The 21,715-nt window shown below is 69.3% G+C and carries 23 protein-coding genes; 10 read left to right on the forward strand and 13 right to left on the reverse strand.

What is annotated here, in order from left to right; all coding sequences use genetic code 11:
* Nucleotides 1–120: 120 nt before the first annotated feature.
* The 7 genes from ACSMFO_RS25045 to ACSMFO_RS25075 are packed head-to-tail and all read left to right on the forward strand — an operon-like array spanning nucleotide 121 to nucleotide 7,439.
* Entirely contained in the window at nucleotides 121–990 is an 870-nt protein-coding gene (locus tag ACSMFO_RS25045) for an FAD binding domain-containing protein (RefSeq protein WP_436460708.1), read from the forward strand.
* Nucleotides 981–1,451, forward strand: a complete 471-nt coding sequence (locus tag ACSMFO_RS25050; RefSeq protein WP_037342278.1) for a (2Fe-2S)-binding protein — start codon at nucleotides 981–983, stop codon at nucleotides 1,449–1,451. The genes ACSMFO_RS25045 and ACSMFO_RS25050 overlap by 10 nt, the downstream gene beginning before the upstream one ends.
* Complete coding sequence (locus ACSMFO_RS25055; RefSeq protein WP_436460709.1) at nucleotides 1,448–2,797, forward strand: 8-oxoguanine deaminase; 1,350 nt, start codon at nucleotides 1,448–1,450, stop codon at nucleotides 2,795–2,797. Before ACSMFO_RS25050 ends, ACSMFO_RS25055 begins: the two co-directional genes overlap by 4 nt.
* Nucleotides 2,794–5,073, forward strand: coding sequence for a xanthine dehydrogenase subunit D (gene pucD, locus ACSMFO_RS25060; protein WP_436460710.1), 2,280 nt, complete (start codon nucleotides 2,794–2,796; stop codon nucleotides 5,071–5,073). Before ACSMFO_RS25055 ends, pucD begins: the two co-directional genes overlap by 4 nt.
* 33 nt (nucleotides 5,074–5,106) lie before the next feature.
* Nucleotides 5,107–5,601: a nucleoside deaminase gene (locus tag ACSMFO_RS25065; RefSeq protein WP_083650148.1), complete on the forward strand. Its 495-nt coding sequence runs from the start codon at nucleotides 5,107–5,109 to the stop codon at nucleotides 5,599–5,601.
* A 33-nt stretch (nucleotides 5,602–5,634) separates the two neighbouring features.
* Entirely contained in the window at nucleotides 5,635–7,077 is a 1,443-nt protein-coding gene (locus tag ACSMFO_RS25070) for an NCS2 family permease (RefSeq protein WP_016336262.1), read from the forward strand.
* Entirely contained in the window at nucleotides 7,068–7,439 is a 372-nt protein-coding gene (locus tag ACSMFO_RS25075; protein WP_436460711.1) for an allophanate hydrolase-related protein, read from the forward strand. The genes ACSMFO_RS25070 and ACSMFO_RS25075 overlap by 10 nt, the downstream gene beginning before the upstream one ends.
* A 59-nt stretch (nucleotides 7,440–7,498) precedes the next feature.
* Here the strand turns inward: ACSMFO_RS25075 and ACSMFO_RS25080 are convergent, their stop codons facing one another.
* Nucleotides 7,499–8,188, reverse strand: coding sequence for a hypothetical protein (locus ACSMFO_RS25080; protein ID WP_436460712.1), 690 nt, complete (start codon nucleotides 8,186–8,188; stop codon nucleotides 7,499–7,501).
* A gap of 102 nt (nucleotides 8,189–8,290) precedes the next feature.
* A complete protein-coding gene (locus ACSMFO_RS25085; RefSeq protein ID WP_435826407.1) occupies nucleotides 8,291–8,866 on the reverse strand; it encodes a TetR/AcrR family transcriptional regulator in 576 nt (191 codons plus the stop codon).
* Between the two features lie 148 nt (nucleotides 8,867–9,014).
* Here ACSMFO_RS25085 and ACSMFO_RS25090 point away from each other — a divergent pair, with 148 nt between their 5' ends.
* On the forward strand, nucleotides 9,015–10,520 hold the full coding sequence (locus ACSMFO_RS25090) for an alpha/beta hydrolase (protein WP_436460713.1): 1,506 nt from the start codon (nucleotides 9,015–9,017) through the stop codon (nucleotides 10,518–10,520).
* Here ACSMFO_RS25090 and pucL read toward each other — a convergent pair.
* The 4 genes from pucL to ACSMFO_RS25110 are packed head-to-tail and all read right to left on the reverse strand — an operon-like array spanning nucleotide 10,517 to nucleotide 12,741.
* Nucleotides 10,517–11,395 carry a factor-independent urate hydroxylase gene (gene pucL / locus ACSMFO_RS25095; protein ID WP_436460714.1) on the reverse strand — a complete coding sequence of 293 codons (879 nt, stop codon included), beginning with the start codon at nucleotides 11,393–11,395 and terminating at the stop codon, nucleotides 10,517–10,519. The genes ACSMFO_RS25090 and pucL overlap by 4 nt on opposite strands.
* 6 nt (nucleotides 11,396–11,401) lie before the next feature.
* The gene (gene uraH, locus ACSMFO_RS25100) at nucleotides 11,402–11,719 is read right to left on the reverse strand and encodes a hydroxyisourate hydrolase (RefSeq protein WP_038509813.1); all 318 of its coding nucleotides are present in this window, start codon (nucleotides 11,717–11,719) and stop codon (nucleotides 11,402–11,404) included.
* A complete protein-coding gene (uraD, locus tag ACSMFO_RS25105; RefSeq protein WP_436460715.1) occupies nucleotides 11,716–12,207 on the reverse strand; it encodes a 2-oxo-4-hydroxy-4-carboxy-5-ureidoimidazoline decarboxylase in 492 nt (163 codons plus the stop codon). Before uraD ends, uraH begins: the two co-directional genes overlap by 4 nt.
* A gap of 57 nt (nucleotides 12,208–12,264) precedes the next feature.
* Nucleotides 12,265–12,741: a helix-turn-helix domain-containing protein gene (locus tag ACSMFO_RS25110; RefSeq protein WP_395882521.1), complete on the reverse strand. Its 477-nt coding sequence runs from the start codon at nucleotides 12,739–12,741 to the stop codon at nucleotides 12,265–12,267.
* Nucleotides 12,742–12,846: 105 nt separating this feature from the next.
* On the opposite strand from ACSMFO_RS25110, the gene allB reads away from it, so the two are divergent.
* Together allB and alc are read left to right on the forward strand one after the other, a co-directional pair.
* Nucleotides 12,847–14,175 carry an allantoinase AllB gene (gene allB, locus ACSMFO_RS25115; protein WP_436460716.1) on the forward strand — a complete coding sequence of 443 codons (1,329 nt, stop codon included), beginning with the start codon at nucleotides 12,847–12,849 and terminating at the stop codon, nucleotides 14,173–14,175.
* 1 nt (nucleotide 14,176) lies between these two features.
* Nucleotides 14,177–15,193 (forward strand): allantoicase, encoded by a 1,017-nt coding sequence (gene alc / locus ACSMFO_RS25120; protein WP_436460717.1) that lies wholly within the window; start codon nucleotides 14,177–14,179, stop codon nucleotides 15,191–15,193.
* A 68-nt stretch (nucleotides 15,194–15,261) separates the two neighbouring features.
* Here the strand turns inward: alc and ACSMFO_RS25125 are convergent, their stop codons facing one another.
* The 7 genes from ACSMFO_RS25125 to ACSMFO_RS25155 are packed head-to-tail and all read right to left on the reverse strand — an operon-like array spanning nucleotide 15,262 to nucleotide 21,686.
* On the reverse strand, nucleotides 15,262–15,438 hold the full coding sequence (locus ACSMFO_RS25125; protein WP_162836896.1) for a hypothetical protein: 177 nt from the start codon (nucleotides 15,436–15,438) through the stop codon (nucleotides 15,262–15,264).
* 35 nt (nucleotides 15,439–15,473) lie between these two features.
* A complete protein-coding gene (locus ACSMFO_RS25130; RefSeq protein ID WP_436460718.1) occupies nucleotides 15,474–15,950 on the reverse strand; it encodes a CoA-binding protein in 477 nt (158 codons plus the stop codon).
* A complete protein-coding gene (locus ACSMFO_RS25135; RefSeq protein WP_436460719.1) occupies nucleotides 15,947–17,236 on the reverse strand; it encodes an O-acetylhomoserine aminocarboxypropyltransferase/cysteine synthase family protein in 1,290 nt (429 codons plus the stop codon). The genes ACSMFO_RS25130 and ACSMFO_RS25135 overlap by 4 nt, the downstream gene beginning before the upstream one ends.
* Before the next feature lie 54 nt (nucleotides 17,237–17,290).
* Nucleotides 17,291–18,472 (reverse strand): hypothetical protein, encoded by a 1,182-nt coding sequence (locus tag ACSMFO_RS25140; protein WP_073849070.1) that lies wholly within the window; start codon nucleotides 18,470–18,472, stop codon nucleotides 17,291–17,293.
* 24 nt (nucleotides 18,473–18,496) lie between these two features.
* The gene (locus ACSMFO_RS25145) at nucleotides 18,497–19,867 is read right to left on the reverse strand and encodes a hypothetical protein (protein WP_360083090.1); all 1,371 of its coding nucleotides are present in this window, start codon (nucleotides 19,865–19,867) and stop codon (nucleotides 18,497–18,499) included.
* Nucleotides 19,864–20,328, reverse strand: coding sequence for a hypothetical protein (locus tag ACSMFO_RS25150; protein WP_436460720.1), 465 nt, complete (start codon nucleotides 20,326–20,328; stop codon nucleotides 19,864–19,866). The genes ACSMFO_RS25145 and ACSMFO_RS25150 overlap by 4 nt, the downstream gene beginning before the upstream one ends.
* Nucleotides 20,325–21,686 (reverse strand): hypothetical protein, encoded by a 1,362-nt coding sequence (locus tag ACSMFO_RS25155; protein WP_436460728.1) that lies wholly within the window; start codon nucleotides 21,684–21,686, stop codon nucleotides 20,325–20,327. Before ACSMFO_RS25155 ends, ACSMFO_RS25150 begins: the two co-directional genes overlap by 4 nt.
* Between the last annotated feature and the right edge of the window lie 29 nt (nucleotides 21,687–21,715).

Below are 21,715 nucleotides of genomic sequence, written 5' to 3' on the forward strand. Positions count from 1 at the left end.
CACAAAACGACCGGCGCGTGCAGGGGAGATTTCATGCTTCGGCACCGTTGCCGCCATACGGGCGCAGGGCGTCTACTGAGTCAGCCGTCACACATCGCCGCCGAACCGAGGAGCCCGAGAGTGGATTTCCTGCGCCCCAGCTCGCTGACCGAGGCGCTCGCCGTCAAGGCCGAGCGACCCGACGCGGTGCCCATCGCGGGCGGTACGGACGTCATGGTGGAGCTCAACTTCGACCACCGCCGCCCGGGCGCGCTGCTCGACCTCAACCGCGTCGCCGAACTCGCCGAGTGGACGGAGACCGACGGCAAGATCCGCCTCGGCGCCTCGGTGCCCTACGTCCGGGTGATCGCTGAGCTGGGTGAAGTTCTGCCCGCGCTGGCGATGGCCTCCCGCACCGTCGGCTCGCCCCAGATCCGCAACCGCGGCACCGTCGGCGGCAACCTCGGCGCCGCCTCGCCCGCCGGAGACACGCATCCCGTGCTGCTCGTGCTCGGCGCCGAGGTCGAGGCCGCGTCGGTGCGCGGGACCCGGCTGATCCCGGCCGAGGAGTTCTACCTCGGCGTCAAGCGCAACGCCCTCGAACCCGACGAGCTGATCACCGCGGTGCACCTGCCCGCGGAGGTCGGGCCGCAGCAGTTCGCGAAGGTCGGCACGCGTAACGCGATGGTCATCGCGGTCTGCTCGTTCGCGCTGGCGCTGCATCTCGACACCCGCGAGATCCGCGCGGCGGTCGGCTCGGCGGCGCCGACCCCGCGTCGCGCGACCGCGGCGGAGGAGTACCTCGGCACCGAACTTCCCTGGTCCACCAAGGCGTCGCTCACGGATTCGGTCAAACGCCGGTTCGGCGAGCTGGTGTCGGAGGCGGCGTCACCGATCGACGACGTCCGCGGCAGCGCCGACTACCGCAAGCACGCGTTGTCCGTCCTGGCGCGGCGGACGCTGACCTGGGCGTGGAACGACTTCCAGAAGGGTGAACGCGAGTGCGCGTGAACGTGACGATCAACGGCGAGTCCCGCCAGGCCGACGACGTCTGGGAGGGCGAAAGCCTGCTGTACGTGCTCCGCGAGCGGCTCGGCCTCCCGGGCTCCAAGAACGCCTGTGAACAGGGCGAATGCGGTTCCTGCACGGTGTACCTCGACGACGTCCCGGTGTGTTCGTGCCTGGTCGCGGCCGGTCAGGTCGAGGGCCGCGAGGTCCGCACGGTCGAGGGGCTCGCCGAGGGCGACAAGCTGGACCGGGTCCAGCAGTCCTTTGTGGACGCGGGCGCCGTCCAATGCGGCTTCTGCACCCCCGGCCTCGTGGTGGCCGCGCACGATCTGCTCAACCGGGTCGAAAACCCCGCCGACGAGGAGATTCGCGAGGCGCTGGCGGGGAACCTCTGCCGGTGCACCGGATACGAGAAGATCCTCGACGCCGTCCGGTTGGCCGCGACCAGGGGAGAGACCGCGTGAAGACCGTCATCGAGAACGCCGCGATCGCCACCGTCGACGGCGCGGGCACCGAGCACGCCTCGGGTCACGTCGTCATCGAGAACGACCGCATCGCGGCGGTCGGTGCGGGCAAGGCGCCCGACGACGAGTACGACGAACGCGTCGACGGTTCCGGCTGCCTGGTCACGCCCGGTCTGATCAACACCCACCACCATCTCTACCAGTGGGCCACGCGCGGTCTCGCCGCCGACCACACGCTCTTCGAATGGCTGGTCGCGCTCTACCCGATCTGGGGCAGGCTCGACGCCGAGATCACGCACGCGGCGGCCACGGCCGGGCTCACCCGGCTCGCGACCACAGGCTGCACCACGGTCGCCGACCACCACTACGTCTTCCCGCGTGACGGTGGCGACCAGGTGGAAGCCCTCGCCGCCGCCAGGATCCGCGTGGGCGTACGGCTGCACGTCGTGCGCGGCTCGATGGACCGGGGCGAGTCCCAGGGCGGGCTGCCACCGGACAACCTCGTCGAAGAGACCGAGGCCGCGCTGCTCGGCACCGAAGCCGCGATCGACCGGTTCCACGACGCCTCCGCCGGCGCGCATCTGCAGATCGCGGCCGGCCCGTGCTCGCCGTTCTCGGTGAGCGAGCGGCTGATGACCGGCGCGGCGGATTTGGCGCGCCGCAAGGGCGTCCGGCTCCACACGCACCTCGCCGAGACGGTCGACGAGGAGAAGCAGTGTCTCGCCGAGGTGGGCTGCACCCCGGCCGAATACGCCGACAAACTCGGCTGGCTCGCGGACGACGTCTGGCTCGCGCACTCGATCCACCTCGCCCCGGAGGCGATCCGGCGGATGGGCGCCACCGGCACCGGAGCGGCGCATTGCCCGACGTCCAACGGGCGGATCGGTGCCGGGATCGCCCCGGTGCGGCAGCTGCTCGACGCTCGCGTGCCGGTCGGGCTCGGCGCCGACGGTGCGGCGTCCAACGAATCCGGCGGCCTCGGCGAGGAACTGCACCAGGCGCTGTTGCAGGCTCGGCAGCGCGGCGGACCGCGCGGGCTGACCACGCGCGAGGCGCTGTGGATGGGCACGATGGGCGGCGCGCGCTGCCTCGGCAGGCAGCAGGACCTGGGCTCGATCGAGGTCGGCAAGCTCGCCGATCTCGCGGTCTGGAACCTGAACGGCCTGAACTACGCCGGGATCACCGACCCGGTCGCCGCCCTGGTGCTCGGCGCGACGCCGCCGGTCGAGCGGCTGTACGTCGGCGGCGCGACCGTCGTCGACGGCGGAACGCTGCGCGAGGAATCCGAAGACGAGATCGCCCGTGAGCTGGCCGTGGCCAGTGCCCGGTTGAGGGAGACGGTATGACCACCTCTGAAGTCTCCAAGCAGACTGAGAACGGCGTCGGGTCGAGCCCGCGGCGGCCCGACGGCACGGTCAAGGTCCGCGGCGAGTTCGCCTACTCCTCGGATCTGTGGCACGAGGACATGCTGTGGGGTGCGACGCTGCGCAGCCCGCACCCGTACGCGCGGATCACCGGCATCGACATCACCGAAGCCCTTGCCGTGCAAGGGGTGTACGCGGTGCTGACCCACGAAGACGTGCCCGGCGTGAACAAGTACGGCCTGGAGCACTCCGACCAGCCGGTGCTCGCCGTCGACGTCGTTCGCTACCAGGGTGAGCCTGTCGCGCTCGTCGCCGCGGACCACCCCGAGACCGCTCGCCGAGCGATGAAACGGATCAAGGTCTCCTACGAGGTCCTGGAACCGGTGACGGATTCCGAGAAGGCCGCCGCCGGCGAGGGAGCCGAGCTGCACCCCGGCGGGAACGTCGTGCGCTACGCCAAGATCCGCCACGGCGACCAGTCGGTGAAGGCCGACGTCGTGGTGTCCGGCGTCTACGAGGTCGGCATGCAGGACCAGGCCTTCCTCGGGCCGGAATCGGGAATGGCGATCCCGGACACCGAAGGCGGTGTCGATCTGTACGTCGCCACGCAATGGCTCCACGTCGACCAGCAGCAGATCGTCGCCGCGCTGGGCCTGCCGAAGGACAAGGTCCGGCTGACGCTCGGCGGGGTCGGTGGCGCGTTCGGCGGGCGTGAGGACCTTTCGATCCAGGTCCACGCGTGTTTGCTGGCGCTGCACACCGGCAAGCCGGTCAAGATGGTCTACAACCGCGAGGAATCCTTCTACGGCCACGTGCACCGCCACCCGGCGAAGATGTACTACGAGCACGGGGCCGACAAGGACGGCCGCCTCGTCTACGTCCGGGCGAAGCTGTACCTGGACGGCGGCGCGTACGCCTCGTCCACCGGCGCGGTGGTCGCGAACGCCGCCACCCTCGGCGTCGGACCGTACAATGTGGACAGTGCGTCGGTCGACTGCTGGGGCGTGTACACCAACAACCCGCCCTGCGGCGCGATGCGTGGTTTCGGCGCGGTGCAGGCGGGCTTCGCCTACGAGTCCCAAATGGACAAGCTTGCCGAAGCCTGCGGTCTCGACCCGGTCGACATCCGGATCCGCAACGCGATGGCCGAAGGCAGTGTCATGCCGACCGGCCAGATCGTCGACTCGGCCGCCCCGGTCGCCGAACTGCTGGAACGCTTGCGCGCCAAGCCGTTGCCCATCGCGCACGAAGAACTCGACCTGCGCAGGATGCCCGGCGGCGTCTCCAACACCACGCACGGCGAAGGTGTCGTCCGGGGTGTCGGGTACGCGGTCGGCATCAAGAACATCTGCTTCTCCGAGGGCTTCGACGACTACTCGACGGCCCGCGTGCGGCTGCAGCTCGTCGGCGGCGAACCCGCGGCGACCGTGCACACCGCGGCCTGCGAGGTCGGCCAGGGCCTGGTGACGATCATGCAGCAGATCGTGCGGACCGAACTCGGCATCGAGCAGGTGACGATCCTGCCGATGGACACCACCATCGGCAACGGCGGTTCGACGTCGGCCTCGCGGCAGAGTTACGTCACCGGCGGCGCCGTACAGGCCGCGTGCGTCGCGGTGCGTTCCGGGCTGCACAAGCATCTGGCCGGCAAACTCGCCGCGGACGGGAAGCTGAACGTCCTCGCGAACAAGGTCGTCTCGGCCGACGGCAGTGTGCTCGCGGACCTCGCCGACGTCCTCGGCGACGAGGTGTTCGACGAGACCGTCGAATGGCGGCACCGCCCGACGGCGCCCATCGATCCCGAGACAGGGCAAGGGAACGCGCACGTCCAGTACGGTTTCGCGGCACACCGCGCGGTCGTGGACGTCGACACCGAACTCGGCCTGATCAAGGTCGTCGCGCTCGACTGCGCGCAGGACGTCGGCAAGGCGCTGAACCCGCAGGCGGTGCTCGGCCAGATCCAGGGCGGTTCCGCGCAGGGGCTCGGGCTCGCGGTGATGGAGGAGATCCAGACCGACGGCGGGAAGATCCGCAACCCGTCGTTCACCGACTACCTGATCCCGACCGTGCTGGACATGCCGCCGATGGACATCGACGTCCTGGAACGGCCCGACCCCAACGCCCCGTATGGTCTGCGCGGGGTCGGCGAACCGCCGACGATCTCGTCCACCCCGGCGATCGTCGCGGCCATCCGCGCGGCCACCGGGCTCGCGCTGCCCCGTGTCCCGGTGCGTCCCGAACACCTCACCGGCACCTGATAATCCGTACTTTTTCGAGCTAGGAGCACATCCGTGGGTACCCGTCTGTCCATTTCGGAGTCCGACGAGCAGAAATGGCTCGCCGAGGCCGTCCAGCTGGCCACCGCGAACGTCGGAAACGGCGGCGGCCCGTTCGGCGCGATGATCGTCCGCGACGGTTCGGTGCTGGCCACCGGGACCAACCAGGTGACCCCGACGCTGGACCCGACGGCGCACGCCGAGGTGGTCGCGATCCGCGCGGCCTGCCAGGCGATCGGAGACTACAAACTCGACGGCTGCGTCCTCGTGACCTCCTGCGAGCCTTGCCCGCTCTGCCTTTCCGCCGCGCTCTGGGCGCGTGTCGGCAAGGTCGTCTACGCCGCGGACCGCCACGACGCGGCGGAGGCGGGCTTCGACGATCGCGAGTTCTACGACCTCTTTTCCCGCCCGCGCGAGACCTGGTCACTACCCGTCGGCCAACTGTCCCTTCCGGACTCTTTCGCGCCTTTCCAGGCCTGGCTGTCGAAACCCGACAAGAAGGCTTACTAGTCTCTTCCCGCCCCACAACGTTGTGGAGTAGGCATGACCCAATTAGGTACTGAGCGTCCCCACCTGCCCTCGTCCGAGCCGAGGCGGCTGTCCGGGCTCGACCGCTGGTTCAAGATCTCCCATCGCGGCAGCACGATCGGCCGCGAAGTGCGCGGCGGGATCACCACGTTCGTCGCGATGTGTTACATCGTGTTGCTCAACCCGCTCATCCTCGGCGCGTCGGCCGACATCACCGGCGCGAAGCTGACCACCGAGGCGATCACCACCGCGACCGCGCTGGCGGCCGGCGTCACCACGATCCTGATGGGACTGGTCGGCAACGCGCCGCTGGCGCTCGCGGCGGGCCTCGGCGTGAACGGTGTGGTCGCCTTCCAGATGGCTCCCGCCATGACGTGGGCGCAGGCCTTCGGGCTCGTTGTCCTCGAAGGCTTCTGCATCGTTCTGATGGCCGTTTCCGGGGTACGGGAACGGATCATCAACGCGATCCCGATGGCGCTCAAGGTCGCGATCACCGTCGGGATCGGGCTCTACATCGCGCTGGTCGGCCTGGTCAGCGCCGGATTCGTGACCAGGACACCGGATTCCGCGCAGTCGACGGTGCCGGTGCGGATGGGGATCGCCGGTCACCTCGAAGGCTGGCCGATCGCGATCTTCTGCCTCGGGCTGCTGCTGATGATCGTGCTGGTGAGCCGCGGGGTGCCGGGCGCGGTGCTGATCAGCATCGCGGTCGCGACCGGGCTCGCCGTGCTGGTCAACAGCGTCTTCCACGTCGAAGGCTGGGGCCTGGTCGAACCCAAGGTGCCCGACCAGGTCGTGGCGCATCCCGACTTCAGCCTGCTGGGCGACATCGATCTCTTCGGCGGATTCGGCTCGGCGGGCGCGGTGACCGCGGCGGTCTTCCTGTTCACGCTGGTGCTTTCCGGCTTCTTCGACGCGATGGGCACGATCACGTCGGTCTCGGAGGAGGCGGGCCTGGTCAAGAACGGCAAGGTCGAGGGGATGGGCCGGATCCTGCTGGTCGACGGCGCGGGCGCGCTGGCGGGCGGTGTCACCGGATCGGCGCCGAACACCGTGTTCCTCGAATCGGCGGCAGGCGTCGGCGAAGGCGCGCGGACCGGGCTGGCGAGCATCGTCACCGGCGGGTTGTTCACCGCGACCCTGTTCCTGACGCCCATCGCGGCCATCGTCCCGGCACAGGCCGCGGCGCCCGCGCTGGTGGTCATCGGCGGGATGATGATGGCGCAATGCGCGCGGATCCCTTGGCGGGACCTGGATTTCGCGATCCCGGTGTTCCTGACCATCGCGCTGATCCCGTTCACCTACTCGATCACCAACGGGATCGGCGCCGGGCTGGTCGCGTACGTGCTGATCAAGATCTGCAAGGGCAAGATCCGCGAGATCGGCTGGATCCTCGGGATCCTGGCCGCGGTGTTCGGGGTGTACTTCGGGATCGAAGGGATCATGTCGTGGTTCTGATGTTCCTCAACGGCGGCGGGATGCGTGGCGGACCGCTGCACGAACAGCTGCAGGGCGCGCTGTTGTGCTGCGTGGCCCGTTCCGCGCCCAAGTACCACTACTTCTCCGTGGGCGACCGGTTCCCGGCGATGCACGAGGGCGGCTCCGCGTCCGTCGTGGGCGAGGTCTACGACCTGCCGCTCACGGTGCTGCGGGATCACCTGGTCCCGGCCGAACCGCCGGAACTGGAGCTGGGCGTCATCGAATTAGAGGACGGCGCGGCATGCCTCGCCACCGTCCTGCGTTCGTCCTATGTGGACTCACCCGAACTGACCGACATCTCTTCCGTCGGCGATTGGCGGGCCTATCTCGCGTCCCGCTAGTGGTCCGTGAAGGCCTCCTTGAGGGACCCAGGGGCCCTCAAGGAGGCCTTCACGGAACGTCAGAGCACGAAGACGAGATCGCTCGCCGCGGAGTGGAACATCTCGGGCGAGCCCGCGTAGAAGGCCCGCCATACGCCGGGCTTGCGGTGTTCGGCCGAAGCCGCGAAGGCCCAGGTGGTCCCGTTCCAGGTGGCTTCGACCGTCGCCGCCGTGGTCCAGCGGTAGGTGCCGAGCGAGAAATACTGGAGCTCGACCGGGATCGGGTTCGCCGTGTACCGGCCGGGGAACTCGATCGTGCCGGACGCGGTCACGGCCTTGTCCGCACCGCGGCCCGCCGCGAACGACGTGATCGCCACCGGGTGGAGCACGACGATCTTCGGGGTGTCGGCGCGCGAGTTCGCGATCGACGGGTCGGTGGAGAAGAAATCGGCGTGATAGTTGCCGGTGCGGATCGGGGTCAACGTGGCGCTGTAGGCGCCGGTGGCGTCGGTGACCGGCTTGGCCTGCGCCTCACCGCAGAAGCCGTTGAAGCAGAACGAGATGCCCACCTCGGCGCCCGCGATCGGCGTGGCGTCGGCCTTGGTGAGCTTCCCGGAGATCGTGACGGTCTTCCCGGCGTCGATCTTCGTGCTGCTGGTGGTCGCGGTGAGGGTGGACGGCTGCACCTCGGCGGCGGTCGCGGGCATCGCGCCCGCGGTGAGCAGCGCGGCCGCGGCGATGGTGCCGATCACGAGCTTCCTGATGATCATGGGCTCCCCAAACGGATTCCGGTGTTGGCGACGGCTAGGTCGGCCGGAAGCCGTTGTCCGTTGCGGGGAAATCCCTGTGTTCAGAAGCCAGCCGTCGGTGCTTCACGCATCAGGGAGCAGCGTGCGCGCGAAGGCCACGGACGACGCCCCCGCGACCTCTAGCGCTTCGGTGTTACGCAGCGATCGGCTCAGCACGAAAGCCCCTTCGAGGCTGTTCACCAAAGCGATCGTGAGCCGCCGAGCGGACTCGGGTTCGAGGCCGTACTTGCCGAGCTTCTCGGCCCCGGTCTCGATCCACGCGGTGAACACGTCGGCCGTCGCGATCCGCAGCTTCTCGTTGGTGCTGGCGACCTCTAGCGCGACCGTCGCGATGGGGCAGGCGTCGGCGTAGTCGGTCGCCTTCAGCGTCTCGGCGGCGCTGGCGAAGCAGGCCTCGATACCGTGGATCAGGTCCGGCTCGTCGGCGAAGAAGATCTCGAACAGCGCGAGGTACATCATCCCCGAGGTGCGGATGACCTCCTCTCCGAGCTGTTCCTTGCCGCCGGGGAAGAAGTGGTACAGCGAGCCGAAAGGCGCGTTCGCCGCCTCGACGATCTGCTTCACCCCGGTGCCGGTGTACCCGTTGCGCCGGAGCAGCTCGGCGCCGGCGTTCACGATGCGTTCCCGCGTTCCAGTCACGCTCTCCATGATAGAGCGTTCTATCAAGTTCCGGTGGTCCCTTCGACCTTGGTTCACCTTCCGGCGCTACCTGCGGTCGATGTTCGCGTGCTGTGCCCGGCCCTAGCGTCTGGAGCCGTTGGGAATCCAAGGAAGAAGGGGGAAGAACATGAAACGGCTCATGGCCGTGGGGTTGCTCCCGGTGATCGTGGGCGGGTTGCTCACCGGAGCCGGTCCGGCTTCGGCGAGCAACCCGGCGCACTACGCCGGCCAGAAACTGGATTGGCATCCCTGCGCGGCGGAGGAACTGGTCACGTTGCCGCCGGGCACCGATATCGGCGGGCTCGAATGCGCGACGTTCCGCACGCCTCGCGACTGGGATCGCGCGGACGAGCGGCAGGACCTGACCATCGCGGTCAGCAGGCTGAAGTCCACCGGGCCGTCGACCGCCTCGCTGCTCACCAACCCGGGCGGGCCGGGCGGTCCCGGGCGCTGGTTCCCGGTGACCTTCCGCGGGCAGGAGAAACTGCGCGAACACCAGGACATCATCGGGATCGACGTGCGGGGGACCGGCAAGAGCACCAACGTCACCTGCCGGGGCGCGGCCGACCTCATCCGGCAGCTGGATCCGCGCGACCGTGACCCGCGCAATCTGAACCAGATCCTGGCCAACGCCGAACACGTGGCCAGGTCCTGTCAGAGCGCAGGCGGCGAACTCGGCCCGCTGATCACCACCCACCAGACGATCAGGGACTTCGATCTGCTCCGGACGCTGCTCGGCCGGGAGAAGATCAACTGGGTCGGCTACTCGGGCGGCACTTGGCTGGGAGCGCACTACGCGCAGCAATTCCCGCAGCGGACCGGGCGATTCGTACTGGACTCCTCGACGGAGTTCACCACGGACTGGCAGAAGACGTTCGACCGGCAGCCGGTCGGTTTCGAACGGCGCTGGCGGCAGGACTTCCTGCCGTGGATGGCGCGGTACGACGCCAAGTACCACTTCGGCACCAACGGCGAAGAGGTCCGGCAGACCTACGAGCGGGTCCGCTATGCCTTGTCCCGCAACCCGATGGACGGGAACGGGCCGATGGAACTCGACACCGCCATCATCTACATGCTCTACAAGAAGGCGACCTTCCCGGCGCTGGCCGAACTGCTGGTCAAGGTCCGGGACGCGATGGAGAACCCGGGGGCGAAGGCCGACGCCAAGGCCGCCGTCGAAGCCGCGGGTGACCATCCCGACGCGCAAGACGCGACGTTCTGGAACACCCTCTGCGGGGAAGGGCGTTTCACCGGCACCCGCGAGTCGCTGATCCGCGCTTCACAGCGGAATCTGGACCGCGGTCTGCTCCTGGCGGGTGGCGGCACGCTGAACGCGTCGGTCTGCCTGTTCTGGGACAAGGAGCCGCGTCCGCTGCCGAAAATGGACGGCAAGGGGGTCCCGCCGGTGCTGATCGTGCACTCCGAGCACGACCCGGCCACGGCGATCGAGGGCGCTCGGAAGGCGCACGCGGGGTTCGCGAACTCCCGGATGCTGACCGTGACCGGCGAGGGTGACCACGGGCTCTACGCGGACGGGAATCCCAAGGTGGACGAGATCGTGGACGCCTACCTGGTCGACGGGGTCGTGCCCGCCGACCAGAGCGTCCCCGGTATGCCGCTGCCGGTGCCCTAGAAGGCGGCGAGGGTGTGCCAGGCCAGGCCCGCGTCCTCGGCGTCATCGCGGAGGACGACACCCTCGATCAGGCCGTACGGGCGGTCGGCCGCGTAGAAGACCTCGTTGTCGTTCTTCAGCCCGAAGGGTGACAGGTCCACCAGGAAGTGGTGCTTGTTCGGCAGTGAGAGCCGGACTTCGGCGACCTCTTCGCGTTCCTTGAGCACAGCCTCTCCCATGGCGTACAGCGTCTGCTGCAGGGAGAGGCTGTGCTTGTCCGCGAAGGTCTCCAGCAGGATCCGCCGGACCTCCGCGTGGCTGGTGGCCCAGTCGATGCCGTCGCCCTGGTAGCGCCAGCGCGCGGTGACGGCGGTGGCGAGGATCCGGTCGTTCGTCTCGGCCAGCGTCGTGTACTCGTCGCGAGGGAAGCCGTGGAACTCCGAGCCGGTCGACTTGAGCACCACGAGATCGTCCAAACCGGACACCACCCAGGCCTGATCACCCTGGACGGTCACGGCGGTCGTCCGCTTTTCGCTGCCCGCCTGGGAGAACGCGTGGTCGTGGCCGGAGATGCGGTTCCAGCCGTGTTCGTCGATCAGGATCCGGGCGCCGGTGATGTGCTCGAACGAGCCGACGAAATGGCTTCCGAGCCGCAGCGCGAAGTCCTCGATCTCGCCGACCGGGGCTTCCTTGGCGAAGGCGTAGACAGTGTTCTTCTGGGTGTCGGTCGCGACGACGTCGGCGTTGTCGCCGGTGAGGTGCGTGGCCGCGAGGTCGCCGCGAAGCGACGTCGAGACGGTGAGGTCCTTGAGGTGGTGGACGGTGCCTTCGCGCTGAACGGTGACGAGCCGGACTTCGGCCTTGCCGTACTGGTTGGGGCCCAGGGTGATGGCCACGGGCGATCAGCTCCCTCGATAGGTGGAATAGGCGAACGGGCTCAGCAGCAACGGCACGTGGTGGTGCTCGGTCCCGTCGGCGATGCGGAAGGTCAAGGTGACTTCGGGGAAGAAGGAGTCCGGGCCGAGGTAGGCGCCGGTGTCGAAGACCAGCCGGTACACCCCGGGTTCGAGGGTGTCCGGGCCGAGGTCGCGGATCCGGCCGTCGGCGTCGGTCCGGCCTTCGGCGACGGGATCGCCCGCGCCGGTTTCGAGCCGGACGCCGACGTCCGCGGCGGGCCGTCCCGCGGCGGTGTCGAGGATGTGCGTGGTCACGAGGCTCATGCCGTCACCGCCTTCTCCAGCCGCAGCGCGGCGATCGCGGCCAGCTCTTGACCGGCCACTTCGAGTTCCTTCTCCGGGTCGTTCGAAAGCCTCGAACGGAGGTTTTCCAGCAGGTCGGCGCCGCTCCGGCCGCTCGCGCAGACCAGGAAGACGTGCCCGAACGTCGCTTCGTATTCGGCGTTGGCCGCGGCGAACTCGCGCGCCGCGTCACCGTCCACTCCGGACTGTTCGGAGCGCGACCAGCCCGCTTCGGTGCTCTGGCCGCCGGCTTTCTCCCCGATCCGGGGATGGGCCGCCATGGCGCGCCGGACCTCTTCGGGGCGCAACGGGGTGAGCGCCTCGGACGCGGCGAGCAGTGCGGCGAGGTCGGCGTACGGGCGCCTGGCCAGCAGGGATTCCACCCAGCGCGGGACGTCGAGGCAGGCGGTCAGCGCCGGCCGGACGTCCTGTGCGGGAGCCTCGTTGAACTCTCGAATGGTGAGCGGCACGGGAACTGACGGTACGGCGACGATTCCGCCGCGTCAACATTTTGTTGAAACAGCCCTTCAGTCTTGGTCTCGGTTGAGGTAGTTGTAGACCGTGAACCTCGTGACCCCCAGCGCCTCCGCGACGGTCGACACCGACTTGCGGAGGCCGAACGCGCCGCGTTCCTTGAGCAGCCGCACCGCGCGCTGCTTGGCGGCGCGGTCGAGGGTGTCGAGTTTCCCGCCGAGTTCGCGTTCGACGTCGCCGATGAGGCGGGCGAGGGCGCTGTGCAGTTCGACGGCGGGTTCGCCCGCGTCGTCGCCGACCTGCCGGAGCTGGAGGGTCACGCGCGTGGCGCCGCCGTCCAGCGCCGCCCTGGCGATGGCGGGAAGCGCGTCGAGGAGGGTGTCGGCGTCGCCGCGGACGAGGGTGCCGAGCGGGCCGAAGTCGGCGGACAGGCCCGCGTCCTCCGCGGTGTCGCGGGCTTTGACGGCGTGTTCGGGTGGCGGACCCTCGCCGTGGAACGGTTCGCTGGTGAACTCGGCTTCTAACTGCACGAAGCGAAGGTAGCGCCGCTTGGGCTCGTTGACGAGCAGGGTGGCCGGAGTTAATGTCGGAGTGCGAAACCTCGATTCCACTGAGTGGAAGTTGGAGGCTTTTTGATGGACTTGGTGATCAAAGCCGCCCGAGCCGTGACGGCCGCCGGAGAGGTATCCGCGACCATCGGTGTCGACGGCGGCCGCATCGTCGCGGTGGAGCCCGCCGGAGCCGATCTGGACGGCGACCGGGTGCTCGAACTCGGGGATGACGTCGTGCTGCTGCCGGGTCTGGTGGACACGCACGTGCACGTCAACGACCCGGGCCGCGCCGAATGGGAGGGTTTCGCTTCGGCGACCCGCGCGGCCGCGGCGGGCGGGGTCACCACGATCGTGGACATGCCGCTGAACAGCCTGCCGCCGACGGTCGACGTCGCGTCGCTGGAGGTGAAACGCAAGACCGCTGAGGGGCGCGTGCACGTCGACGTCGGGTTCTGGGGCGGCGCGATCCCCGGCAATCTCGCGGAGTTGCGCGGCCTGCACGAGGCGGGCGTCTTCGGGTTCAAGTCCTTCCTGCTGCATTCCGGCGTCGACGAGTTCCCGCCGCTGGACGCGCGCGGGCTCGAAGAGGCGATGACCGAACTGCGGACGTTCGACGGCATGATCATCGTGCACGCGGAGGACTCCGACGCGATCGATCACGCGCCCGACCCGCACGGCGAGAAATACGAAGACTTCCTGCACTCGCGGCCGCGTGGCGCGGAGAACGTGGCGATCGCGCAGGTGATCGAGCTGGCGAGGAAGACGGGCGTCCGCGCGCACATCCTGCATCTGTCGTCCTCGGACGCGCTGCCGATGGTCGAGAGCGCGCGGCGCGACGGCGTCCGGCTGACCGCCGAGACCTGCCCGCACTACCTGAGTTTCACCGCGGAGGAGATCGGCGACGGCGCCACGCAGTTCAAATGCTGCCCGCCGATCCGCGAGGCCGGGAACCGCGAACTGCTGTGGAAGGGCCTCGCGGACGGTGTCATCGACTGCGTGGTGACCGACCATTCGCCGTGCACGCCGGAGCTGAAACGCTTCGACAGCGGCGATTTCGGGCTCGCCTGGGGCGGGATCGCCGGCCTGCAGCTCGGCCTGCCCGCCGTCTGGACCCAGGCACGGCAGCGGGGGTTCGCGCTCACCGACGTCGTCCGTTGGATGGCCGAACATCCGGCCGCGCAGGCGGGGATGCGCCGCAAGGGGCACCTCGCGCCGGGCTACGACGCCGACTTCAGTGTGTTCGCACCCGACGAGGCTTTCGTCGTCGACGTCGCGAAATTGAAGCACCGCAACCCGGTCAGCGCCTACCACGGACGGCCGCTGGCCGGTGTCGTCCGGAGCACGTGGTTGCGGGGCGAGGAGATCACCGGTGAAGACCCGGCAGGCGTTCTGCTGACCCGGGGTGATTGCTGAGATGGAGGATGCCGTGAACGACCGTCCTGAGTGGACAGCCCTGCCCGACCTGGCTTCGCGCAAGTTCGGCGGGACCGTGATGTGGGCGACGGACGAGTTGTTCGCCGAGAAGGAGAACCTGGTCAATCCCTGGGTGCCCGCGCATCAGACGGAGACCTTCGGCCCCAAGGGGCAGGTCTACGACGGCTGGGAGACCCGGCGGCACCGCGAGCCCGGCGACGACCAGGCGGTGATCCGGCTGGGCCTGGCGGGCGCGATCACCGGTGTCATCGTGGACACCGCGTTCTTCAAGGGCAACTACCCGCCGTTCGTCTCGGTCGAAGCTTGCGCCGTCGACGGCTATCCCAGCGCGGCCGAAGTCGCCGAAGCGGACTGGGACGTGCTGGTGAAACGCGGCGCGGCGGCGGGGCACACGGAGAACTACTTCGAGATCGGCGGGAGCAAGCGCTACACGCACGTCCGGCTGACCATGCATCCGGACGGCGGCGTGGCCCGGCTGCGGGTGCACGGCACGCCGATCCCGGATCCGCGCCTGCTCGACCTCGGCGCGCTCGACCTCGCCGCGCTGGAGAACGGCGCGGTGGTCACCGGGTGCAGCAACATGTTCTATTCCTCGCCCAACAACCTCTTCTCGCCGGGGCTCGCCGCGCATCAGGCCGAGGGCTGGGAGACCGCCCGCCGCCGGGACGACGGGAACGACTGGGTCACGGTGCGCCTCGCCGGCGCGGGCGTCGTCCGGTTCGCCGAGTTCGACAACAGCAACCTCAAGGGCAACGCACCGGGCTGGGCCGCGCTGAGCGGCCGGGACGGCGACGGCGAATGGGTCGAGCTGCTGCCCAAGACGCGGTTGCAGCCGGACACGCGGCACCGGTTCGCGCTCGCCGCGGGACCCGAGGTGACCGAAGTCCGTCTCGACATCTACCCCGACGGCGGGATGGCGCGCCTACGTCTCTTCGGCGCACTTTCGGAGCGTGGCCGCGCCGACGTCGCGTCGCGTTTCGAGGCCGCCCGCTCCTGACGCATTTCGTCCTCTGAATGCGGTAGTTGGCATCGAGAACTACCGCGTTTAGAGGACGAAATGCGGGGTCAGGGACGGGCGCCGGGCCGGTTCAGGTACGCGGAGAACAGCGAAAGGACGATACCGACCGAGAAGATCGCGGTGAGCCACCAAGCGCCGCCGATGGACAGGTTCCACACCAGGGCACCCGCCATGAGCAGTGCCATGACGATGTTCCTGAGCTGCAGCGGCGTCGGTTTGGCCATGCCGCCACCCTCTCACGGGCCCGGGCAGGCCCTGGTCAGGGGGCGGACTGGCGACGTGAGCTGATCACGCCGGTGTTGAACCCGGCGAGGTGGAGCCCACCGGCGAACCGGGCGTGCTCGATCTTCACGCAGCGGTTCATCACCACGTCCAGCCCCGCCTCCTTGGCGAGGTCGGCGACGGGCTCGTGCCACAGGCCCAGCTGAAGCCAGAGCGTGCGCGCTCCGGCCTCGACGACCTCCTCGGCCACGCCGGGGAGGTCGTCGTGCTTGCGGAACACGCTGACCAGGTCGGCCTCGCCGGGCACGTCGGCCAGTGACGGGTACACCGGCCGTCCGAGGAGTTCGTCCAGCCGCGGGTTCACGAAGGTGACCTCGTACTTGCTGGAGGACAGCAGGTACGTCGCGACGAAGTAGCTCGGCCGCGCGGGATTGTTCGAAGCGCCGACGATGGTCACCGACCTCGTCCGCGAGAGGATGCGGCGCCGCTCGACCGCGCCGGCGTCGTAGGTCATGCCGCCACCGCCTTGCCGAGCGCCTGATCGAGATCCCACAGGATGTCGTCGACGTCCTCCAGCCCGACCGACAGGCGGATCAGGTCCGCGCCCACCCCGGCCGAACGCAGCTGATCTTCGGAGAGCTGCTGATGGGTGGTGGACGCCGGATGGATGACCAGCGTCCGCGCGTCCCCGACGTTCGCCAGATGCGAAAGCAGCTCGACCGAGTTCACGAACGTCTCCCCGGCCGTGCGGCCGCCGTCGACGCCGAAGGAGAACACGGCGCCCGGCCCGGCGGGCAGGTACTTCTTCGCGCGGTCGTGGTGCGGGTGATCCGGCAGGCCCGCGTAGTTCACCCACGCCACCCGGCTGTCGTTCGCGAGGTACTCCGCGACGGCTCGTGCGTTGGCGACGTGGGCGTCCATCCGCTGCGGCAGCGTCTCGACCCCTTGCAGCAGGAGGAAGGCCGAGTGCGGTGAGAGGACGGCGCCGATGTCGCGCAACTGCTCGGCGCGAAGCCGGGTGCAGAAGGCGTACTCGCCGAAGTTCTCCCAGTACTTCAGGCCGCCGTAGCTCTCGACGGTCTCGGTCATCCGGGGGAACTTCCCGTTGCCCCAGTCGAACTTCCCGGACTCGACGACCACCCCGCCCAGGGTGGTCCCGTGCCCGCCGAGGAACTTCGTCGCCGAATGCAGCACGATGTCCGCACCGTGCTCGATCGGGCGGCACAGGTACGGCGTCGCCAAGGTGGCGTCGACGACCAGCGGTATGTCGTGTGCGTGCGCCAGCTCCGCCAGCCCGGCGATGTCGGCGATCCCGCCGCCCGGATTGCCGATGACCTCCGTGAAGATCAGCTTCGTCCGGTCGGTGATGGCGGCCGCGTAGTCCTCGATGCGGTCTCCGCTGACGAAGGTGGTCTCGATCCCGAAGCGGCGCAGCGTCCCGGTGAGTTGCGTGACCGTGCCGCCGTAGAGCCCGCCCGCCGAGACGATGTGGTCGCCCGCCTCGGCGAGGGCGGAGAACGTCAGGAACTCCGCCGCCTGGCCACTGCTGGTCGCGACGCCGCCGATCGCGCCTTCGAGGCTGGCCAAGCGTTCCTCGAAGGCCGCGACCGTCGGGTTGCCGATGCGGCTGTAGATGTTGCCGTACTTCTGCAGCGCGAACAGGTTCGCCGCGTCGGCCGCGTCCTCGAAGACGAAGCTCGTGGTCTGGTAGATGGGCACGGCGCGGGCGCCGGTCGCCGGATCGGGCGTCCCGCCCGCATGCAGGGCGCGGGTGCGGAAGCCCCAGGTGCGTTCACTCATCGCGCCCGACGCTACCTCGCGTCCCACTCCGTGACCATCGTTCCCAGCACGTGGCTACTTGCGGTCCAGCGTGATCACGGTGCCGGGACGGTGACCGTTCCGGCGCGGGGTGACCGGACGCGGTTCACGGGACACCGCGACCCCGGCGGGCCGCTGCCGATCGATCGGCAGGACCTCTCGCGAGTTCGTCCGGTCGGCCAGCCGCAGGGACTGGGCCGAGGTCAGCCACTCCTCGGCGGGCTCCGCGATTTCGAGCAGCAGCGCCTCGAATTCCGACCGGGTGGTCTCGAGGATGTGCGGCGCCGCGAGCCAGCGCAGCACCTGACGTCCGGTGACCGCCATCCGCTGGCGCGGCGAGGACACCAGCCGCTGGTCGAAGTAGCGGATCAGCACTTCGTCCACGGTGTCCCACGCGTTGGCCGCGCCGAACAGGTCCAGCACGTCCTCCGAACCGAGGATCTTGAACGCCTCGGTCAGCAGTTGCATGACCTCGACCCGCAGGACGTTGAGGTGACCGTACGAGGTGAACTTCAGGTTGTTCCGCAGGTCGAGACCGCTGCGCCGGACGACCGCCACACTGCCGAAACTCGGGTCGTACGCGCGTTCGCGGACGACGTCGGAGATCCGCTTGTCCCGCCAGAACAAGGCGACCTGGTTGCTGAACTGGGTGAACAGCTGGTGGAAATCGGTGTTCGGCCGCGAGTTCGCCGAGCCGAGCCCCTTGCCGTAGCCGAGGACGCGCCGGTACGCGCTGACGCGATCCCGCCTGGTGTAGCGCAGGACGTCCCGCCGGTCGAACCGGTACAGGCCGAACGCGCCGGGGCCGTCCGAAAGCCGGATGGCGCCGCCCTGGAACAGCTCCTGCAGTTTCTGCACCACGCGGAACACGCCGATCCGTTCGTGCTGGTACAGGTAGTACAGATCGCCGACCGCGATGACCCGTTCCGAGGCGACGGTCTCGTCGTAGGCGTCGACACCCGGTGGCATCGCCGTCGCGCCGAGGTCCGCGGCCGAACCGTCGCCGAGCCCGACGAGCTGCGCGATCCCGCCGTCCGCCGGCCCCGGCTTGCCCCGCTGTTCCGCCTCGACGGCGGTGAGCATGTCGTCCAGCTGTTTGAGGACCGCGTCGCCGAGTTTCGGATCGCTGCCCAGTTCGTTCGCGAGCTTCCCGGCGACCTGGCCGCGCAAGGCCGCGACCCGGTCGAAGAGTTCCCGGTATTCCTTTTCCGTGCCCATCGTCTTCCTCCCGTACGGGTCCGGCTACTGCCCGGGCCGCTTGCGCGTGGTCCGGGGTTTCGGCGGTTCCTCCGCCTCGGGTGGTGTCCGGCCTTCTCCGGCGCCGTGCCCCTCGCGGAGTTCGGCGACCGAAGGCACCGCCGGCGTCCGGCCGGGCGGCGGTGTGAGCTGTGGGGTGGGCGGCGCGGGCGGATTCGGGTCGGACGACGACGGCGAGCCGTCCCGCCCGATCGGCTCGGCGATCCGGACGACCTCCTGGAGATGGTCGTCGAGTTCGTCGATGGCCCGCTGCACACGGGAGCTGAAGAATCCCGGGGGAAGCGACGCGCGGAAGTTGCCAGGCACGTCGCCGTTGGGACCGCCGGTGCTCTGCCGGGGAAGGTTCGCCACGATCCGCTGAAGCCGCTTCGCGATCTGCAGGAACGACGTGCCGACACCTTCCTTGCCCGCCGACTCGATCAGCTTGCCGCCCTCGAAGGTGGCGAACTCGCGGATCCAGCGCAGCAGCCCGCCGAGCGACATGGTCCCGCCCTGCGGATCGGGGACGCGGAGCACTTCGAGGTCCTCCTGCTGGACGAACACCGACCGCAGCATCGCGACCACCTCGTCGACCTGCGACGCGGTCGCGGACAGCAGCCGGGAAAGAGCGACCACGGCGGGACCGAAGAACGGCTGGCCGCCGGCCGGCTGCGAGAACGGGTCGATCTTGTCGCGTGCGTCCTGCCAGCCCCTGAACAACGAGACCACCCAATCCGTCAGCGTGATGAAGGAGGTCTGGATCCGTTCCTCTTCGATCGTGTTGACCTTGCCCGAGACCAGGCCGAACTCGTCCCGCAGCTGGCCGAGATGTCCTTGCGTACGGTCTCCGGCGCCGACCGCGAGGCCGCCGTTGCCGAGCAGCAGCAGGAAGAGCTGATCGACCCGCGCCACGCGGATCAGCGGGCTCTCCAGCTCCTGCCGGATCTGTTCGAGGTCGTGCCGGACGAGCGCGCGGAAACCTTCCGCGTTCTCGGGATCCGCGTCCGTCCTCAGTGGACGGAGCGAATCGAGCAGCGCCAGGGAGTCCTTGACCGCGCTCCTCGCCCTCGCCGCGAGCGAGGCCTGGCCGCCGGTGACGGCGCCGAGGTCGGCCTGGATCGCGTATCCGCGTGGAGTCCATTTCGCCTCGGTGCGGCCCTGGACCTCGTTCAGTTCGAAACTGCCGGTCAGCGCGGCCACGAACCCCTTGGTGTCGCCTTCGCGCCACTTCCAGCCGAGCATGTCGCTGATCGTCTGTTCGGCGAGTTTGCCGGGGGCCGCCGCCTGCGGTGGGTACTGCCCGGTCGACAGCGGATACGCGCTGTCGATGTCCTGTGCGCGCGGCAATGTCGCGCCGCGGTCGTCGTTGATCGTCATCGGGTCGCCCCACATCCCTTGAATTCGGCCAGTTCCACTGCTTCACGCCAGCACCGCACCATCACGTCCTCCGCCGAGGACAAGGCGGCGGCGCAGTGGTCCACCCCGGCGTGGAAGCTCTTCGCCCAGCCCCGCCATTCCTGTTCCCGTCCGTGCACCGCGCGCAGCAGCCCGGAGACCGCGTGGTGCGAACGGCAGTGCCCGTCGACCCGTCGCCGCAGGCTCAGCAGCGACGACGCCGTGGTGTGCAACGATTCCGCGCTCACCGGGCCTTGTGTCGCGCGTGTGGCCGCCTCGACCTCCCCGGTGCCGTCCAGGACGACCTCGGCGAGATGATCCGCCGCGGCCAGCCCGACGCCGGCGGGCCGGTCTTCGGCGACGCTGATCTCCAAGGCCCGCCAGCACGCCGCCACCTGGTTCACTTCCTTGCCCAGCCGGGAGAATTCGGTGTCGAGCGTCATCTCGCCCTCCTGCCGAGCTCTTCCATGAAGAAGCCGAAAAGCCGTTTCGGCGGGGCCATCCGTTCGTCGAGCGCGAACCGGACCGCGCCGATCAGGAACCGTTCCGGCACGACGCCGGGGGAGACCCCGTCGGCCAGCCTTCCGGCGGCTTCTTCGATCATCGCTTGTTCTTTGGCTTCGAACCGCAGCACCTTCGCCAGGGGACGGTGGCCCAGCGAGGGGAACGACGTGAAGCACATCGCGTCCACCACCACGGGGATTGCCTTCTCCGCCGTCCTCAGCAGCGCCGGTGGCGCGTTCACCAGCTTCGCCCGCGGGTACAGCTTGTGCCACATCGCCGCGTACGACTCCGCGTGCCGGGTGAAACCCATGCGGCGCAACAGCTCCACCGAGATCTTCGCGCGGAGGTACGGCACCGGGTGCACCGCGCGCGGGGTGAATCCCGTCGTTTCGAGTTCGGTGCGCCCGATGACGTCGAACAGCGAACCGACGACCGCCGGGCCACCCAGCAGCAGCGCGGACAGGTCGGCGAACGTCTCCCGGTTCCACCTGACCCAGATGCCGGTCACCTCCCGCGGCACCCCCGCTTCGACGAGCCTCGCCGCCACCTGCAGCGGGATCGCCCTGGCGATGCCGAGGTCGTTCTGCAGGTTGTGACTCACCTCGTGCAGGACCGCGCCGAGCGTCCACGGGTTCACCAGCCGGTGGTACGGAAGCTGGATCAGCGGAAAGGGATTGAGCCGGTTCCCCAGCCGCCGCAAGGGAATCCCGCGGCGCGAGGTGGCCGGGCCGGATCCGGTGCGCAGGTAGCAGAACGGTGGCGGGGTCGGGATCGACCGCCAGCGCCCGATCCCGAGGTAGGCGTACTGATAGCAGTCGAGCGCCACCCGGTCGCACGCCACCAGCCACGGGGCGAACGCGCCTTGCCGCTGGTTGAACAGATCCAGGTAGAAGTCCCAGACCCCTTCGGTGGTCTTGACCCAGCGCTGTGCCCGGGATTTCGCCCGCAGCAGCCGGGCGAGTTCGGCGCGTTCCGGCCGTTCCACCGCCTCGTCCGCGGCACGGCGAACCGCACGGGTCGCGGAGTACAACGGCTTCCGCAAGGTCGCCATCGTCCGGTTGACCGCCGCGAGATGCGCCCGGCTCGGGCCGGTGGCCGGGTCACCGAACTCCGACCAGCGGAACGGCCGCAGCGCCTCCAGATGCCGTTCCACGTTGGTCGCCTGGGACAGCACCCAAGCCGTCAGATCGTCGTCCCCGGACGGCCTCGCCCGCCGGAACCCGGTGGACGAGGCCGATTCACCGGATGCCGCGGGCGGTGCCTCAGCGGCGGCGCGCACGGCCGCGCGCCTTGCCACGACGGGCGGCGCCCGCCCGGCCCCGGGAC

The organism is Amycolatopsis sp. w19 (assembly GCF_051373225.1).
Classification (GTDB): Bacteria; Actinomycetota; Actinomycetes; order Mycobacteriales; family Pseudonocardiaceae; genus Amycolatopsis; species Amycolatopsis japonica.

Coding starts and splice junctions, on each gene's coding strand:
- ACSMFO_RS25130 (WP_436460718.1), bottom strand. CDS start 15,950: ATGACCTACGACGCCGGCGCGGTCGAGCGGCGCCGCATCCTCTCGCGG.
- uraH (WP_038509813.1), bottom strand. CDS start 11,719: ATGAGCCTCGTGACCACGCACATCCTCGACACCGCCGCGGGACGGCCC.
- pucD (WP_436460710.1), top strand. CDS start 2,794: ATGACCACCTCTGAAGTCTCCAAGCAGACTGAGAACGGCGTCGGGTCG.
- ACSMFO_RS25090 (WP_436460713.1), top strand. CDS start 9,015: ATGAAACGGCTCATGGCCGTGGGGTTGCTCCCGGTGATCGTGGGCGGG.
- ACSMFO_RS25135 (WP_436460719.1), bottom strand. CDS start 17,236: ATGAGTGAACGCACCTGGGGCTTCCGCACCCGCGCCCTGCATGCGGGC.
- allB (WP_436460716.1), top strand. CDS start 12,847: ATGGACTTGGTGATCAAAGCCGCCCGAGCCGTGACGGCCGCCGGAGAG.
- ACSMFO_RS25150 (WP_436460720.1), bottom strand. CDS start 20,328: ATGACGCTCGACACCGAATTCTCCCGGCTGGGCAAGGAAGTGAACCAG.
- ACSMFO_RS25140 (WP_073849070.1), bottom strand. CDS start 18,472: ATGGGCACGGAAAAGGAATACCGGGAACTCTTCGACCGGGTCGCGGCC.
- ACSMFO_RS25080 (WP_436460712.1), bottom strand. CDS start 8,188: ATGATCATCAGGAAGCTCGTGATCGGCACCATCGCCGCGGCCGCGCTG.
- ACSMFO_RS25070 (WP_016336262.1), top strand. CDS start 5,635: ATGACCCAATTAGGTACTGAGCGTCCCCACCTGCCCTCGTCCGAGCCG.
- ACSMFO_RS25125 (WP_162836896.1), bottom strand. CDS start 15,438: ATGGCCAAACCGACGCCGCTGCAGCTCAGGAACATCGTCATGGCACTG.
- ACSMFO_RS25145 (WP_360083090.1), bottom strand. CDS start 19,867: ATGACGATCAACGACGACCGCGGCGCGACATTGCCGCGCGCACAGGAC.
- alc (WP_436460717.1), top strand. CDS start 14,177: ATGGAGGATGCCGTGAACGACCGTCCTGAGTGGACAGCCCTGCCCGAC.